This is a genomic window from Caldifermentibacillus hisashii (assembly GCF_039654145.1).
Classification (GTDB): Bacteria; Bacillota; Bacilli; order Bacillales; family Caldibacillaceae; genus Caldifermentibacillus; species Caldifermentibacillus hisashii.
This window is the reverse complement of sequence record NZ_CP155467.1, coordinates 2,072,501-2,087,862: the sequence shown is the minus strand read 5'-3', so window position 1 is coordinate 2,087,862 and position 15,362 is coordinate 2,072,501. Positions and strand designations below refer to the sequence as shown.

Here is a 15,362-nt window from a genome sequence, read left to right as displayed (position 1 = left end):
TGAACGGTAAGATAAAAGAGGATTAAATTGAATACCCGTGTCGGACGGGAGAGGTTCATAGCTTAAACCCTCTATAAAAAACTATGGATACCATGTCTGTCCATAAGGCATGGTTTTTTTAGTTTTTGAAAGCTATTACCCTCCTGTAAGCACGGATCATACAGGAGGTTTTATTATGGGAAGAAAAAAAGATGAAGTAAAATCACTTGGAAAAAAGGAAGCAAAATATATTTTTGATTATGCGCCGGAAGTTTTGGAGGCAGTTCAAAATAAACACGCCGGTCGTGATTATTTTGTAAAATTCAATTGTCCGGAATTTACCAGCTTATGTCCAATTACAAACCAACCGGACTTTGCGACAATTTATATTTCTTATATCCCTGATGAGAAATTAGTCGAGAGTAAATCTTTAAAACTATATTTATTCAGTTTTCGCAATCATGGTGATTTTCACGAAGACTGTGTCAACATAATTATGGATGATCTAATTCAGTTGCTTGACCCGAAATATATTGAGGTTTGGGGAAAATTTACGCCAAGGGGTGGTATTTCAATTGACCCGTATTGCAATTATGGTCGTCCGGGTACGAAATATGAAGAAATGGCATATTACCGGTTGATGAATCATGATTTATATCCGGAAAAAGTGGATAATCGGTAGTTATGAGAAGGGTTCGGATATATGAGACGATTTTTTGATAAATATAGGTTTGAGATCTTTTAAAAACTATTTAATAAATGGATGTGTCAGCGATGCTAAAAGATGAAAAAGCTGTTGTTGTATTTAGTGGGGGGCAAGATAGCACCACCTGTCTATTTTGGGCTCTCAATACGTTTCAAAATGTAGAAGCGGTAACCTTTGATTATAATCAGCGTCATAAAAAAGAAATCGAGTGTGCCAAATCTATTGCCGAAGAATTAAAGGTTAAGCACCATATTCTCGATATGAACTTATTAAATCAGCTGTCTCCGAGTGCTTTAACGAGAATGGACATCGACGTAAAAGCCGGAAAGAGTGGGGAGTTGCCATCGTCTTTTGTTCCCGGTAGAAATTTGATTTTCCTGTCAATGGCTGCAATTTTGGCTCAGCAAATCGGTGCGAAACATTTAGTCACCGGTGTTTGTGAAACGGATTTTAGCGGTTACCCGGATTGCCGCGATGTGTTTGTGAAGTCGTTGAATGTAACCATTAATTTGGCCATGGGGCAAGAATTTGTCATCCACACACCATTAATGTGGTTGGATAAAGCTGCCACTTGGAAAATGGCTGATGATTTAAATGTTCTTAAATTAATTAAGGAGAGAACATTAACTTGTTATGAGGGAATAATTGGTGATGGTTGTGGAAAATGTCCGGCTTGTCAATTACGTCGTCAAGGTTATGAAAAATATATGCAGATGAAGGCGAATGTTTCAACGGCTATTTAAAACGAAAGTTGTTGTGGAAATCACAACTGATTATTCCTAAAACCGGATTTTACGAACTTACATACCATAGAAATTCGTTGGCCTAGAAAGGTTGCAAGTCATCAGCGAAATTCCTGAGAAATTCTCGCTTTCATGCGTTGTAGTTTTTTATTTAGCCAGTTTATGAAAGATTACCAGTAAATAATGAGGAGTTATGATGTTAATGAGAGTCATTTTGTATTTAATGTTTATTGTGTTGGCGAATGTTATTACAGCCAGATTTCAACCGGTTCAAATAGGAATGTTTCATATTCCGTGGGGTACTTTTTTAATCGGAGCTACATTTATTTTCCGTGACTTAGTTCAAAATAAATATGGCAAGGGAAAAACGTATCTGTTAATACTTATTGCCCTGATATTGTCTGCCGTTTCATCTTATCTCTTAGGTGACACCTTATGGATTGTGATGGCTTCAGCTTTATCATTTCTTATCGCCGAGTCGACGGATACCGAAATTTATTCGCGCTTAAAATTACCGATGAGTTGGCGGGTGTTATACAGCGGGCTTGTTGGTGGATTATTCGATTCAGTTGTTTTTATCATAATTGGTTTAAGTCCGCTTGGTGCCGGCTTTATTCCTTGGGAAGCAGTACCGGCAGCGATTATTGGTCAAGTGATTGTAAAAACGATCATGCAAGGCTGTGGGGCAATTTTGCTTTCTCTTATGGTAAAAAATTCCCGTTTCCGAGCATTGATTTTATCCCATTCTTAACGGCGAGTCATAAAATCCACCAGATTTCCATCAAATTTTGAATCCTTTCCATGAATAGATCGTATAATACAAATAATACTGTTCTGGCAGTGAGAGGAGATTAAATGTTATGGTTTCTACAATATTAAAATTGATTACGGGTGGCTTGGAAGCTTTTTGGGGAATACCGATTTTAGGGGGAGCCATTATTTTTAGTATGGCTTGGGCACCGCTCGGAATCATGTTTGTTTTGCATATCATTACGCTCATATTTTCAATAATGGAAAAAAGATCTTTTCATGGAAGTGTGTTAGGGATTATTACATCCTGTTTAGGTTGGATTCCATTTCTCGGAATGGCCCTTCACATTATTACAGCAATTCTCTTATTAATAGACGGATTTCGATCAAGTTTTAAATAGAAACGACCTATAGGGGCAGTCCCGGAAAGTTTTTTATAAACGGATGCCCCTATTTGAAGTGAATACAAGTACATTTTTATTAATCCCGTTAACAGTACGTATCTTTAGCAACCGTTCTTTCTTATTTATTTTTTAATTGGGAAAGAATATCAATGTACTCCTTCCCTTTTTGTACGTAAACTTCAATTGAACCTTGAATTAACATGAAATCATGATCTGACAATTCACGGGCAACTTTTCCGGGAGAGCCGACCACCAGCGAGCGGGGAGGGATTTTTTTTTCGCCGGTTATCAGTGTATTCGCACCGATAATACATTGTTCACCGATTTCAGCATCATCTAAAATAGTAGACCCCATACCTACAATTGTGTTTCTTCCAATCTTACAGCCATGTAAAATTACATTATGTCCTACTGTTACACCGTCTTTAATGATGGTCGGATGATCTTCATAAAGATGGATGGTTACATTATCTTGAATACTGCATTTTTCTCCGATAATGATGGGCCCTTCATCACCGCGTAAAACGGCATTAAACCATACGGAACTTTCCTTTCCTATTGTTACATCACCAATTAAATATGCCCCCGGAGCAATAAAAACACTATCGTGAACATTTGGTGTTTTTCCTTTATAAGGAATTAACATAGTTTTGCCTCCATTATATGAAAGATTTGTATATTACTATTTTATCAATAATTTGATAAATTCCAAGTTCCTATTTAAGGTTTGCACCCAAAAAGGTTATTTGAAAATATTTTACAAAATATTTAATAAATATATCTATGAGGATAAAAAATATTGTGCCATTCGTATATGATTTATAGAAATGTTTACTTTCTTGGAGTTTATGGTAAACCTATAAACGTGCAAAAAAATTTTATTAAGACATTTCCAAAATAAATTGACATGTCTTTTTAAATCCTTTATTATTATTCCAGCATAAATAAAAGTTTCTCTCTTATTAATAGCCGTTGAGACGAGGGGTCTAAGATACGGTGGCAAACCAGTTTGGTTCACAGAACTAAATATTGGGTGCCCAACCTGAGCACAAAATGAGTACATTTTGTGAGCAATAAGAGGATAAGCAGCTGATATTAATCGAAGCTTTCCTTGCCTTTGGAGAGCTTTTTTTATGCCTAAACAAAAAAATTGTGTTAGGAGTGGTTAATATTGGCAGAGAAATTTTTATTCATATCGGAATCTGCAATAGAAGGATATCAGAATCAAATACCTGATGCAGGGCGGGATTCAACTTTCCTTCAAAAACCGTTTATTAAAGCAGCTTGTGAAGTGTTTTCACCAACAAGTACAACTCATGCGAGCAGGGAAAATATGACAACAGCTGTCCAAAATACTGTACAAATTACCTGCGCTGCATTCATTGATACAGGAAACACAAATGAACTTTGCGGAATCGTAGAGGGAACTTGTAAGGTACATGAGCAAATTTCTAATAGGGCAATGGAGTTCGACAAGGTGCTTACTACACTTAATGATAGTGGTGGCTGCCGATGATGAACAAACTACTGGAATTTGAACAACCGTTGATAAAAGCAGCGCCTAAATTAGATCACAATCAATTGCCCTTATTTCAAACACTAGTTCAATATGCCAGAAGAGATGTTACACCATTTGATGTCCCGGGTCACAAAATGGGGGCACAAATGAATCCGTTACGAATGGTTCTCGGGGATATGACAATGCGGATGGACGTCAACTCAATGAAAGAACTTGATCTGTTAAGCCATCCCCAATCGGTAATCAAAGAAGCCCAGGAATTAGCGGCTGATGCATTTGGAGCCGATCATGCTTATTTTTTAGTTAACGGTACGACAATTGGTATTATTGCCATGATTTTAGCAGCAGTAAAACCGGGTGAAACGCTTCTTGTACCGAGAAATTGTCATAAATCCGTTATGAATGGAATAATTTTGAGCGGGGCAAAACCGATATTTATTCAACCCGAAGTCGACTTGCATTTTGGGATTGCCCACGGTGTGTCTGTTAAAAATGTAAGAAAGGCATTAAATGAAAATCCGGAAACGAAAGCAATCCTTGTCACATATCCAACCTATTTTGGTGTAATGAATGAATTGGTGGAAATTTGTGAACTCGCCCACGAACGGGGTGTAACAGTTCTTGTCGACAGTGCTCATGGTGCTCACTTGGCTTTTATGCCTGATGACTATATCGATCCTCTTACAGCCGGAGCTGATGCAGTTACCGTTAGCATGCATAAAACAGGGGGTTCCTTAACCCAAAGTTCATTACTATTATTAAAAGGGAACCGAATTGCTCCGGAACGTATGCAAAAAATAGTGAATATGTTACAAACAACAAGTGCGAACTATTTGTTAATGAGTTCTTTGGATGTGGCACGAAGAGAGATGGTTCTGTTTGGAAAAAAGCGGTATAGGGAATTAAAACCGATTGTAATGGATGCTGTTCTGTCCATTGAAGCAAATTCGAACTATGAAGTATTAAAAGAAGCCTACGTGGAGAAATATTTCCAACAATCATATGATTGGACAAAACTTGTTATCCGTGTAAATGGAATTGGTTTTACCGGCTTTGATGTCTACACAATTTTAAAAGAAGAATACGGCATTCAAATGGAATTGGCTGAAGGATATGTCATTATGGCTGTGATTAGCTCGTTCGACACGAAAGAATCCATCGACAAACTAGTTTTTGCCTTGAAGGATATTGAGAAAAAGTATGGAAAACATGCAACGATCATTTCTACTCACGTCACAACAAGTGAAGTAAATAAATTAGTTCTTGTTCCGCGCGATGCTTTTTATGCTGAGCAAGAATCTATACCGATTGATCAAGCTGTTGGACGGATAAGTGCGGATACATTGATGATTTATCCGCCGGGTATTCCTCTTGTTATACCGGGAGAATTAATTTCCAACGAGGTGCTCAATCAATATCATTATTACTGTCAAACAATCGGGAGTGTATTAACTGAAGCAAAAGAGGCAAACCATATTAAAGTTGTGAAGGAATGATGTCATAAATGAATTGGTACACGGAATCGTGGAGCGATGAATGCAAATTTTCCATTGCTTACGATGAGAAAATTTATAGTGAAAAAACACCTTTCCAACAAATTGATTTTTATAAGGGTAAGGAGTTTGGCACATTTTTCACTTTAGATGGTTTGATGATGGTAAATGAAAAAGATGAATTTATTTACCACGAGATGATTGTTCACCCCGCATTCGCCACAAACCCAAATATAAAACGAGTTCTAATCATCGGTGGCGGTGATGGCGGTACGGCTCGTGAAGTTTTACGGTACAAATCGGTTGAAGAAGTGGTCATGGTTGAAATTGATGAACGTGTTTTTCGACTGTGTCAAAAGTATTTACCTGTTACTGCCGGCGGGATCGAGGAAGAGCCGCGAATGACCTTGAAATTCGAGGATGGTTTGGCTTATGTGAAAAAAGCACCCGATGCGTCGTTTGATTTAATTCTTGTTGATTCCACTGATCCGATTTCTGTAGGAGAAGGTCTTTTTACAATCGAATTTTATCAAGAATGTTATCGAGTATTAAGAAATGATGGAATCTTAATTAATCAGCATGAGTCACCATATTTTACTGAATATGCAGAAAATATGAAAAGGGCACACAAAAAGATTAAACATATTTTTCCTATTACGCATGTTTATTAGTACCATATGCCGACATATCCTTCCGGTCACTGGTTATTCGGCTTTGCTTCAAAGGTGTACGATCCGTTGCTAGATTTACACACGGAAGATTGGAAAAAATTTAAGATTCAAACAAAATATTACAATACCGAACTCCACCGCGGGCGTTTTGTTTGCCGAATTACGTAAGGGAGGCACTAGTAGATGGGGAATAAAAATATGAATATAAGTACTTTTATCGGTTGTGATAAATCTTATGAAGAAGCAAGCCTTGTTTTGTTCGGGGTACCTTTTGACGGAACAACGAGTTTCCGTCCGGGTACCCGTTTTGCAATGCAGGCAATTCGTACGGATTCATATGGTTTGGAAACTTATTCACCATATTTGGATCGGGATTTGGAGAATATAGCTGCTTTTGACGGTGGGGACTTAGACTTGCCATTTGGAAATACCGAAAAGGTAATGGATATTATTTTTGAATATAGCCGGGGCGTTTTAACTGATGGGAAGAAATTTCTAATGGTAGGGGGAGAACACCTTGTTAGTCTTTCTTCAATTAAAGCAGCATATGAAAAATATTCGGACTTACATTTGATCCATATTGATGCGCATACCGATCTACGTGAACATTATTTAGGTGAAAAACTGTCCCACGCTTCAGTCATTCGCAATTGTCATGGGTTTCTCGGTGACGGTCGGATTTTCCAATTCGGGATTCGCTCCGGTTTAAAAGAAGAATTTGAATGGGCAAAAGAACATACATATTTGGAAAAATTTTCTCTTGAAACATTTGCGGAAAAGATGGACGAATTAGCTAATGTGCCTGTTTATATTACGATTGATCTTGATGTTCTTGATCCGGGCATTTTTCCCGGCACTGGAACACCGGAACCGGGTGGAATTTCATATCGTGATTTATTAGATGCAATTGGGCATATGCAAAAATTGAACCAAATTGTTGCGGCAGACGTGGTTGAGTTATCACCACCATATGACCCTTCAGGCGCATCAACTGCAGTGGCATGTAAAACCGTTCGGGAAATGTTATTGACATTAGGGAAATAAATACGTGGGAGGTTCTTCATTCCTTACTAATGGTTAGTTGAACGGGCTGTTTATCCCACCTTTTTAAATGAAGTATCTTGATATGGGGGCTTGTCTCGCCGTTATGGTGGGAAAAAAGAATGTTAAAGACATAACATGTTGACGTTGGCTAATATGTTATGTCTTTTATTCTGTTTTTGGTTCAGATATTTTTTCGGCTTACTCAAAATGGGCCATCTATGAAAGACGTATTTTTTTACGTTTAAAATGCAAAAATGTCCGGCAAATATACGAATTCGCTTATTGCGGGACATTTTATATTTTTTCGGTGAACTAGAGAGGCTTCAGTAGCATTACCTCGCAAGCGATAATATTTTTTCGCTGACTATGACTCTGCTCTCGCCTAGAGGTTCGACAGTTGCCGAGTTTTCTTTACCAAATCTGATGAAACCGACCAATTACGTTTTGCGTTGAAATAATGCTGACAAATGATTTTGGATCTGCTGATTTCACAATTTGTTTTAATTGATGCATTTCACCTTTCATGATAACACAATACAACACTGTTTTGTCCTTTTGGGTATAGCCACCGCTTGCATTCCACATTGTCGTCCCGCGATGAAGTTCTTTTGTAATCGCCTCGTTCACTTCTTTCCCTTTATCTGTAATAATCAATAATGAGATGCGATCAACGTGGTTTAAGATAATATTATAAGTTTTCATGGATGAATAAAACGATATAATGGTGTACAAGGCAATTTCGCTATTAAAAATAAAGCCGGATAAAATAACAATAATTGTATTAATAATTAAGTTTGACTTTCCGACTGTGATATTACGATATTTTGCAATCACCCGTGATAATATATCAAAACCGCCTTCCGAACCGCCGCGACGGAGAACAAGACCACAACCGACCGCATTTAAAACCCCACCGAAAATAGCAGATAGTAAAGGATCATCCGTCCAAATATGTTTAATCGGGACTATTAATAAGAAAAACGAAACTAAACTTGTTGCTAATATTGTATAGAAGCTAAATTTTTTGCCCAGATAAATATATCCTAAGATCAGTAATGGTATATTTAAAAGGAAATAATAAACACCAACGTTAATAGGAATAAAATGGTTGAGTAATTGGGAAAAACCACTTACCCCTCCGGATAATAACCCTGCCGGTATGGTAAACATATTTAGTGCAAAAGCAGTAATAATTGTTCCAAGAACCATACAAAATAAGTCAATGAAAGTACTTATATTTGTTTTCTTTGTCATTATCGTTTCCATTTGAAATTAAACCTCGTTTTAAAAAATGATGATTTTTAGTCCTCATATATAGTAGCACCTTTACTTTTATTTAGAAAGGTATTTTTTGTGAAAAATATATCATGAATGAAGCGAATTTTTAGGGGTTGAATATAGAATTATCATGTCCTAAAATATATATTGCTTTTCATAAACTAATGATCCTGAAAATAAATAAGCAATAAACTGCCATTCAGAAAAAAATTTAAGTCGGGAAGTGAGGCAGGATTTTTAATAGTATAAGAAAGTATAAAAATACAAGTAAATAACTTGGGATTAGTTTTATTGTCTAGCTCCGAGCGCCAGCGACTAGCAAACTTCACTCCCCTCCACTACGATAAGTCAACATCGGCTCGTGACTCGCCGTGTTTCCTTTTCCTTAGAAAAAGCTAATCGCTTTTTCTTCGTGCGATGCCTATTCAAGGAAGCAAATCTGTTCTCATTGCGGGGCGCTCCAGTTTGTACGTCGCTAAGCGGGCGCTCTGCGCTTTTCTTAAAGAACATCGGTGAAATTTATACAAATGTGGCCGCAAAAATTTATATGGTTTTGCTGTGTTGTTCATGCATAATAGGTCCTTGACCAATATTCAGAAAAAATGTAAAATATATACAAAACCCTCTCTTGATTCTCCTTTCTCGTACCTCCAGTTTTCATTTTTCGTTCTGTTAACAATACCCTTCAATAATGAAAATTGTAATAATGAGAGGACTGAAGGAATGAGAACACATAATACAAATGTAGTCGAATTTGCACAAACAGTATCATGTACGAAAAAATTCCGCCATGATTATCCAATTCCGGAACCATTAAAAAAACTGTTATTAATCGATATCTATCATGACTTTACCGGTTTCGTTTTATCACAATATTTATCCGAGGCGCAACCGTTTATTGATGAGTTTTTATCTTTTCATCCAACGCAAAGTAATAAAAAATTTTCATTAGAGCAAAATCTGTTTTGGTGGTATGTACTTTACCAAAATTCTGTGAACGATGAGATGAATGTTATTGATCAATACGTTTTAGAAAATAAAATGAAGTACCGGAAAAAACAAATTATTCCCGCCTGGCTCAATGAGTGGGGGAAGGCAGTACCTAAATTTTATTTAATAAGAAATAAGCATGACCAACAAAAATATATTATAGAGGATATTCTGAATAGAAAAGAAGTAGAGGTTTCTTTAAATAATGAAGATTTTTACTTCCATGAAGGGGCTCTTGTTGCCGGTATATTAATTCCAATCGGTAATTCTGTATATTTTCCCGTTGTTGATTTTTATAATTTTACTTATGAGACATCCGTTGAAATCTTGACCCATATTCTTTTCTATTATAAAAATTATTATGACACGACAACATCGGCCTATCAGTTATTTCTACATTTATTTTCTGCAGCTTTACAAATTGAAAACCAAATAATTGAAAAGACCAATGAGCAAGCATAAAAAATTTGAGATTTCGGGTTACAGTATTAACGGAAAGATTTTTAAAGAAGCGATGCAAATATAACGGGAATGGAAAGAGGCTGTTTGGAAAAAAGTATTTTGGAAAATGTTTTTTTCTACAATATAATATGGAATTAAAATGTCAACACGTACTGACTTACGCAAAAATGTCTCATCTACAGGAATTCCGATAGAATGAAGATTGTTTTGTTCCATTCATGTAACAACTTTTTTCAACAGCCTCTTTGCCTTTTATCCGACATATCTTGTTACTATATTTTCAATTGATGATAAATATGAAATTCCAAAAAGATTTAAATGAACAAGTAAATAAAATAATTGATATAATGCTTTCCTTTCTTCATAGTTTGGTGATAATGGAAACACTTCTTGATAAGACTCATAAAAATTGGACGGAAAACCACCAAATAATTCTGTAAAAGCAATTTCAAACTCATGATGTCCATAAAAAATGGCCGGATCGATTAAATATGGCTTTCCGTTATATCCCGGGAGCCAATTTCCACCCCACAAATCTCCATGTAATAGTGAAGGGATACAATCCTTTGGTAACCATTGATCTAAATGTGTAAGAATTTTATCTAATTTTTTCTGTGTTGATGTCGGTAATAATTCCTTTTGTACAGCTAATGTAATTTGCGGCTCTAAACGAAATTCGCGATAATAATCAATCCATGATGAGATGTAGCTGTTTTTTTGAGGAAGAAGCCCGATATAATTGTCTTCTTGAAATCCGAAACCTGGCCCCTTATGTTTATGCATTTCTGCAAGACCTCGTCCTAACCATTCACCTGTTTGTCCAGTTTTTTTGCCGTGAATCCATTCCATCATTAAATAACCATAGCCATCTCTCTCGCCAATACCGTATATTTGTGGAGTTGCTATTGAATTTGTTTTCCTAATCTTTTCAAGTCCAAGTGCTTCTAGCTGAAAAAACTTTTGGGGAGGATGTTTTTTACATTTTATAAAATATGTATGTTTTTGGCTCCGTACATAATATGATTCATTGATATCTCCACCCGGAACACGTCGATATTCAATTATTCGACTTTGGTCACCAATATTTTTCAAAGCTTTTATCAGCAATTTTTGCATTCCACACACCTCTATCATTAACTTACCATGAATTATTACTATTGACAAAAAGTTTACGAAACACCACAAAATTCGACAAAATCTTTTGGACAAGTTAGTTAAAATGGAAGTGTATGGTGAAAATATAAAACGGAGGGGTTAGCTATGAGTAAAAAAGTTTTAATACTGGCAGGAGATGCGGTGGAAGCTTTAGAAGTATATTATCCATATTATAGGTTGCTAGAGGCTGGATATGAAGTAACCATTTCAGCATCTTCTATAAAAAAACTACAAACAGTAGTTCATGATTTCACCGGTTGGGATACATATGAAGAGAAATTAGGTTATTTATTGGAATCAAATGCTCAATTTAAAGATGTTGAACCAAGTGAATTTGATGGTTTGGTAATACCAGGCGGACGTACTCCTGAGTATATTCGCTTGGATGAACATGTAAAGCAAATTGTGAAACATTTTTTTGAAACAAATAAACCGATAGCAGCTATCTGTCATGCCTCACTCATCTTTGAGGCCATTCCGGATGTTTTAAAAGGGCGAACCTTAACCGCATATATTGCTTGTAAACCAGGAGTTGAAATTGCGGGTGGTAATTATGTTACAGACCGTACAACATATGTTGATGGTAATCTTGTGTCTGCACACGCTTGGCCGGATCTACCGGTTTTTATGCGTGAGTTTATGAAATTGTTGGAAAAGTAATTTTGTAAGTAATTAGTTAGCCCCAATTATTTGAATTGGGGTTTTTGAAACGATACTATTAATGGATATGATAAAATTTTATTTGTGATAGAAACCCAAGTTGTTCATTAATTGTTTCTGCTTTTAATAGTTAATTCTTACTTATAATTTATTATTGATAAAAAGAGTGTTCTCACCGTATTAGTTTGTGATATAGATTATAAATCTATGCAGATTCCAAATATTACCTGCGATTTTGGGATTGACGAAAGGTATGATGTTTGTTATATTTAGAAAGTCGTTTTTGATTTTCTATAATAGAGATTGATAGATAAAGATGCACAGTCACTCTTAAAAAATTAAAATGAAGGGTTGACAAAAACAACCTAGATAGTTATAATAAAGAGTGTTGCTGTTGGACATTGAACCTTGAAAACTGAACAAGACAAAGCGTTTTAATAAACCATTTAAGTCAGTTTTAATTTTGAGCAATCAACTCTTTTTTGGAGAGTTTGATCCTGGCTCAGGACGAACGCTGGCGGCGTGCCTAATACATGCAAGTCGAGCGAACCAATAAGAAGCTTGCTTTTTGTTGGTTAGCGGCGGACGGGTGAGTAACACGTGGGTAACCTGCCTGTAAGACCGGGATAACTCCGGGAAACCGGTGCTAATACCGGATAGATTATCTTTCCGCCTGGAGAGATAAGGAAAGATGGCTTTTGCCATCACTTACAGATGGGCCCGCGGCGCATTAGCTAGTTGGTGAGGTAACGGCTCACCAAGGCGACGATGCGTAGCCGACCTGAGAGGGTGATCGGCCACACTGGGACTGAGACACGGCCCAGACTCCTACGGGAGGCAGCAGTAGGGAATCTTCCGCAATGGACGAAAGTCTGACGGAGCAACGCCGCGTGAGCGAAGAAGGTCTTCGGATCGTAAAGCTCTGTTGTTAGGGAAGAACAAGTATCGGAGGAAATGCCGGTACCTTGACGGTACCTGACGAGAAAGCCACGGCTAACTACGTGCCAGCAGCCGCGGTAATACGTAGGTGGCAAGCGTTGTCCGGATTTATTGGGCGTAAAGCGCGCGCAGGCGGTCCTTTAAGTCTGATGTGAAATCTTGCGGCTCAACCGCAAGCGGTCATTGGAAACTGGGGGACTTGAGTGCAGAAGAGGAAAGCGGAATTCCACGTGTAGCGGTGAAATGCGTAGAGATGTGGAGGAACACCAGTGGCGAAGGCGGCTTTCTGGTCTGTAACTGACGCTGAGGCGCGAAAGCGTGGGGAGCAAACAGGATTAGATACCCTGGTAGTCCACGCCGTAAACGATGAGTGCTAAGTGTTGGAGGGTTTCCGCCCTTCAGTGCTGCAGCTAACGCATTAAGCACTCCGCCTGGGGAGTACGGTCGCAAGACTGAAACTCAAAGGAATTGACGGGGGCCCGCACAAGCGGTGGAGCATGTGGTTTAATTCGAAGCAACGCGAAGAACCTTACCAGGTCTTGACATCTCCTGACCGCCCTGGAGACAGGGTCTTCCCTTCGGGGACAGGATGACAGGTGGTGCATGGTTGTCGTCAGCTCGTGTCGTGAGATGTTGGGTTAAGTCCCGCAACGAGCGCAACCCTTGGTTCTAGTTGCCAGCATTCAGTTGGGCACTCTAGAGCGACTGCCGGCGACAAGTCGGAGGAAGGTGGGGATGACGTCAAATCATCATGCCCCTTATGACCTGGGCTACACACGTGCTACAATGGATGGTACAAAGGGCAGCGAAGCGGCGACGCATAAGCGAATCCCAGAAAACCATTCTCAGTTCGGATTGCAGGCTGCAACTCGCCTGCATGAAGCCGGAATCGCTAGTAATCGCGGATCAGCATGCCGCGGTGAATACGTTCCCGGGCCTTGTACACACCGCCCGTCACACCACGAGAGTTTGTAACACCCGAAGTCGGTGAGGTAACCGCAAGGAGCCAGCCGCCGAAGGTGGGACAGATGATTGGGGTGAAGTCGTAACAAGGTAGCCGTATCGGAAGGTGCGGCTGGATCACCTCCTTTCTAAGGAAAACGAAAGGCTGAGGCGACTGCCCAGCGACGTACGGACTGGACTGAATCCGCAGGAGATAAAGGAAACACCGTGAGGCGGTAGCCGAATTGATGTTGACTTATCGTACGGAGGATGAAGGAAGTCTCGCTAGTCGCTAGGAGCCGAAGCTAGACAACTTATGGAACACACGTTCAAGTGTGACAAACGTCTTTGTCTTGTCAGTTTTGAGGGTTCAATACTCTCAATCATTATTCGTTCTTTGAAAACTAGATAACAATGTAAGGCGAAAAGAAAAGCTGAGGCGACTCAAGTAAAATCACAGATTTTACTTTGCGAGGTAATGCTGACGAAGCGTTCCTTATGCTCAGCGACGTACAAACTGGAACACGCCGCAATGAGATAAAGGAAACACGACGAGGTAACGAGTCGATGTTGACTTATCGTAGTGGAGGCGGGTGAAGTTTGCTAGTCGCTAGAAGCCGAAGCTAGACAAATAAACCGAGTAAAAATGTTTACGGAAATGATGATCGCTCATCATGGAAGTAACAAAATCTTTTTAATCAAAAAGATGGATTTAAAGCTAACGAAGTCATTCGAAGCTTATTCATCAGAAGAGACGAATTAGAAGCAAGGAGTTCGAGGAGACGAGCTTTCGAACAGCGGAATGTACGTTTAAAGGGTACATGAGCAGTGGAGAAAGGGAAGTCGACGAAGAAATCCGCCGCTTATCATTCGTCGAAGGTTAAGTTAGAAAGGGCGCACGGTGGATGCCTTGGCACTAGGAGCCGATGAAGGACGGGACTAACACCGATATGCTTCGGGGAGCTGTAAGTAAGCTTTGATCCGGAGATTTCCGAATGGGGAAACCCCCTCTTCGTAATGGAAGAGGATCCTTATCTGAATTCATAGGGTAAGGAAGGCACACCCAGGGAACTGAAACATCTAAGTACCTGGAGGAAGAGAAAGAAATTTCGATTCCCTGAGTAGCGGCGAGCGAAACGGGAAGAGCCCAAACCAAGAGGCTTGCCTCTTGGGGTTGTAGGACACTCAATACGGAGTGATAAAAGAACGGAGTAGATGAAGCGATCTGGAAAGGTCCGTCAGAGAAGGTAACAACCCTGTAATTGAAACTCTCGTTCTCTCCTGAGTGGATCCTGAGTACGGCGGAACACGTGAAATTCCGTCGGAAGCTGGGAGGACCATCTCCCAAGGCTAAATACTCCCTAGTGACCGATAGTGAACCAGTACCGTGAGGGAAAGGTGAAAAGTACCCCGGAAGGGGAGTGAAAGAGTACCTGAAACCGTGTGCTTACAAGTAGTCAGAGCACAATTATGTGTGATGGCGTGCCTTTTGTAGAATGAACCGGCGAGTTACGATCCTATGCAAGGTTAAAGTGGAAACTGGAGCCGTAGCGAAAGCGAGTCTGAATAGGGCGAATAAGTATAGGGTCGTAGACCCGAAACCAGGTGATCTACCCATGTCCAGGGT

13 protein-coding genes, 2 rRNA genes and 2 riboswitches (1 of these 17 cut by a window edge) are annotated in these 15,362 nt (G+C 39.0%); of the genes, 12 read left to right on the top strand and 3 right to left on the bottom strand.

Annotation, left to right across the window (positions count from 1 at the left end; translation table 11 throughout):
• Window positions 1-44: 44 nt before the first annotated feature.
• Window positions 45-91: riboswitch (PreQ1 riboswitch) on the top strand.
• 81 nt (window positions 92-172) lie between these two features.
• The 4 genes from queF (at window position 173) to NSQ14_RS09805 (ending at window position 2,579) form a co-directional block, all read left to right on the top strand.
• Window positions 173-661 (top strand): preQ(1) synthase, encoded by a 489-nt coding sequence (queF, locus tag NSQ14_RS09820; protein WP_034770443.1) that lies wholly within the window; start codon window positions 173-175, stop codon window positions 659-661.
• Between the two features lie 92 nt (window positions 662-753).
• The gene (gene queC, locus NSQ14_RS09815) at window positions 754-1,428 is read left to right on the top strand and encodes a 7-cyano-7-deazaguanine synthase QueC (RefSeq protein WP_034770431.1); all 675 of its coding nucleotides are present in this window, start codon (window positions 754-756) and stop codon (window positions 1,426-1,428) included.
• Window positions 1,429-1,630: 202 nt separating this feature from the next.
• On the top strand, window positions 1,631-2,179 hold the full coding sequence (locus NSQ14_RS09810) for a VUT family protein (protein WP_034770429.1): 549 nt from the start codon (window positions 1,631-1,633) through the stop codon (window positions 2,177-2,179).
• Window positions 2,180-2,288: 109 nt separating this feature from the next.
• Window positions 2,289-2,579 carry a hypothetical protein gene (locus NSQ14_RS09805; RefSeq protein ID WP_034770428.1) on the top strand — a complete coding sequence of 97 codons (291 nt, stop codon included), beginning with the start codon at window positions 2,289-2,291 and terminating at the stop codon, window positions 2,577-2,579.
• Window positions 2,580-2,700: 121 nt separating this feature from the next.
• Here NSQ14_RS09805 and NSQ14_RS09800 read toward each other — a convergent pair whose 3' ends face one another.
• Window positions 2,701-3,228, bottom strand: a complete 528-nt coding sequence (locus NSQ14_RS09800; protein ID WP_346207350.1) for a gamma carbonic anhydrase family protein — start codon at window positions 3,226-3,228, stop codon at window positions 2,701-2,703.
• A gap of 310 nt (window positions 3,229-3,538) precedes the next feature.
• Window positions 3,539-3,662, top strand: a riboswitch (SAM riboswitch).
• A 91-nt stretch (window positions 3,663-3,753) separates the two neighbouring features.
• On the opposite strand from NSQ14_RS09800, the gene NSQ14_RS09795 reads away from it, so the two are divergent.
• The 4 genes from NSQ14_RS09795 (at window position 3,754) to speB (ending at window position 7,309) form a co-directional block, all read left to right on the top strand.
• Window positions 3,754-4,098 carry a hypothetical protein gene (locus NSQ14_RS09795; RefSeq protein ID WP_095141313.1) on the top strand — a complete coding sequence of 115 codons (345 nt, stop codon included), beginning with the start codon at window positions 3,754-3,756 and terminating at the stop codon, window positions 4,096-4,098.
• Window positions 4,095-5,597 carry an aminotransferase class I/II-fold pyridoxal phosphate-dependent enzyme gene (locus NSQ14_RS09790; RefSeq protein WP_235819454.1) on the top strand — a complete coding sequence of 501 codons (1,503 nt, stop codon included), beginning with the start codon at window positions 4,095-4,097 and terminating at the stop codon, window positions 5,595-5,597. Before NSQ14_RS09795 ends, NSQ14_RS09790 begins: the two co-directional genes overlap by 4 nt.
• A gap of 8 nt (window positions 5,598-5,605) precedes the next feature.
• Window positions 5,606-6,265, top strand: a complete 660-nt coding sequence (gene speE / locus NSQ14_RS09785; protein ID WP_326929336.1) for a polyamine aminopropyltransferase — start codon at window positions 5,606-5,608, stop codon at window positions 6,263-6,265.
• A 183-nt stretch (window positions 6,266-6,448) separates the two neighbouring features.
• Complete coding sequence (speB, locus tag NSQ14_RS09780; protein ID WP_346216288.1) at window positions 6,449-7,309, top strand: agmatinase; 861 nt, start codon at window positions 6,449-6,451, stop codon at window positions 7,307-7,309.
• A gap of 411 nt (window positions 7,310-7,720) precedes the next feature.
• Here the strand turns inward: speB and NSQ14_RS09775 are convergent, their stop codons facing one another.
• Window positions 7,721-8,575 (bottom strand): YitT family protein, encoded by an 855-nt coding sequence (locus tag NSQ14_RS09775; protein WP_095141312.1) that lies wholly within the window; start codon window positions 8,573-8,575, stop codon window positions 7,721-7,723.
• A gap of 735 nt (window positions 8,576-9,310) precedes the next feature.
• Between NSQ14_RS09775 and NSQ14_RS09770 the strand changes: the two genes are divergently transcribed.
• Entirely contained in the window at window positions 9,311-10,039 is a 729-nt protein-coding gene (locus NSQ14_RS09770; protein ID WP_034770418.1) for a hypothetical protein, read from the top strand.
• Window positions 10,040-10,291: 252 nt separating this feature from the next.
• Here NSQ14_RS09770 and NSQ14_RS09765 read toward each other — a convergent pair whose 3' ends face one another.
• A complete protein-coding gene (locus NSQ14_RS09765; RefSeq protein ID WP_095141311.1) occupies window positions 10,292-11,155 on the bottom strand; it encodes a fructosamine kinase family protein in 864 nt (287 codons plus the stop codon).
• Between the two features lie 144 nt (window positions 11,156-11,299).
• Between NSQ14_RS09765 and NSQ14_RS09760 the strand changes: the two genes are divergently transcribed.
• From NSQ14_RS09760 to NSQ14_RS09750, 3 genes are all read left to right on the top strand, one after another.
• Complete coding sequence (locus NSQ14_RS09760) at window positions 11,300-11,854, top strand: DJ-1/PfpI family protein (protein ID WP_041848049.1); 555 nt, start codon at window positions 11,300-11,302, stop codon at window positions 11,852-11,854.
• A 479-nt stretch (window positions 11,855-12,333) separates the two neighbouring features.
• A 16S ribosomal RNA gene (locus NSQ14_RS09755) occupies window positions 12,334-13,884 on the top strand.
• 729 nt (window positions 13,885-14,613) lie between these two features.
• Window positions 14,614-15,362, top strand: a 23S ribosomal RNA gene (locus NSQ14_RS09750) (it continues 2,188 nt past the right edge of the window).
• Together the 16S and 23S rRNA genes form the textbook arrangement of a ribosomal RNA operon.